Here is a 1,634-nt window from a genome sequence, read left to right on the forward strand (position 1 = left end):
GACCNGCGCATTGCCACCACCACGGGCATGGCGGCCTTTTTCACCGCCCTCTTCGGAACGCCCCTGGCGGCGGCGGTGTTCTCCATCGCCGTGGTCAGTGTGGACTCCTTCTACCACGCCGCCTTTTTCCCCGCCCTTATCGGGGCCCTGGAGGCCTATGGCATCTCCCGGGCGCTGGGTGTGGCCCCCACCGCCTTCGCTGTGGCGGCTCCCGAGCCGGCGGCGGGCCTGCTGGTCCGGGCGGGAATTCTGGCGGCCCTGTGCGGTCTGCTGTCCGTGGTGTTCTGCGGGACCATCCGCCTGGCGGAGTGGCAGCTCCACAAGCGGATTCCCAATCCCTGGCTCCGGGCCTTCGCCGGGGGCTGCGCCGTGATTCTCCTCACCTGGCTCTGCGACGCCACGGACTACAACGGCGCGGGAATGGAGGTCATCGCCGCCGCCGTGGAGCAGGGGGCCGTCCGGCCGGAGGCGTTCTTGCTCAAAATCCTCTTCACCGCCGTCACCCTGGGAGCGGGCTTCAAGGGCGGGGAGGTGGTGCCCTCCTTCTTCGTGGGGGCGGCCTTCGGCTGCGCCATGGGGCCCGTGCTGGGGCTTCCGGCGGGCTTTGCCGCCGCGCTGGGCCTTGCGTCCGTGTTCTGCGGGGCCACCAACTGCCCCCTGGCCTCCATTGCCCTGGCCATCGAGCTCTTTGGAAGCGGGGGGCTTTTGTACTACGCGCTGGCCTGCTGTGTCAGCTATGTCCTCTCCGGCTACGGGGGGCTGTACTNCAGCCAGACGATTCTTCACTCCAAGCTGAAGGGGCGGTACATCAACGTACACACCAACGATGGGCCCGTGGAAACCGGCGTCCCGGCGGAACCCAAGGAGGCGCTTTCATGATTTCCAAAATTTACCCCCCCCCGCGAAACCGGACGGTTGACCTGGTAAAAAGTTCCGCTATTTTTGGCGTCCTGCTGATCCACGCCAGCGCGGGCTGCCTCTCCGGCCCGGTTTCCGCCCCCTGGCTGTCCGGCCTGTTCTGGAATGCCCTGGCCCGTCCGGCGGTACNCCTGTTCCTNATNGCCAGCGGGGCCCTGCTCCTGNCGCCGGAGCGGGAGCTGCCNATAAAACGGCTCTACACCCGCAGCATGGCCCGGCTTCTGGCGGCGCTGTTTTNCTGGGCGGCCTGCTATAAGCTGGTTTACCTGTGGCTGCTGGACAGCCTCACCCCCTGGGACCTGGAGGCGGCGGCGAAAAACCTCCTCCTCTTCCGGCATGAGGAGCATCTCTATTATCTCCACATCATGCTCCTGGTTTACGCCTTCCTGCCCGTCACCCGGCTCCTGGTCCGAAACGGGGACCGGCAGTCTTTGGAGTATGCCCTGGGGCTGTGGTTCCTCCTGGGCATTCTGTACCCCACGGTTCGGACCCTCTGGCCCTTTACGCTTCTGGGAGGCGTCCCGGTCCAGTGGCGGCTGAACCTGGCCTACTCCTCTATTGGCTACACCCTGCTGGGGCATTACCTGACGGTTTACCGTCCCCGTCCCCGGCGGCCCCTCTGCCTCGCGGCTCTTCTGGCGGGCTTCCTCCTCACCTTCGGGGGGGCCTGGGCCGCCTCGGCGGCGGCGGGGAGGCTGGAGGAGCATTTCCTGGTG

At 66.9% G+C, this 1,634-nt stretch carries 2 protein-coding genes; both read left to right on the forward strand.

Features of this window, described 5'->3' with window-relative positions:
* A partial coding sequence (locus tag JX325_RS16375; RefSeq protein WP_204792099.1) for a chloride channel protein occupies positions 1-879 on the forward strand: 879 nt, incomplete at its 5' end.
* Positions 876-1,634 (forward strand): acyltransferase family protein (locus JX325_RS16380; RefSeq protein ID WP_204792100.1); only part of this gene is annotated, 759 nt, incomplete at its 3' end. The genes JX325_RS16375 and JX325_RS16380, both read left to right, overlap by 4 nt.

Origin of the sequence: Oscillibacter sp. CU971 (assembly GCF_905219725.1) — a bacterium.
In the GTDB taxonomy this organism is placed as follows: domain Bacteria; phylum Bacillota; class Clostridia; order Oscillospirales; family Oscillospiraceae; genus Oscillibacter.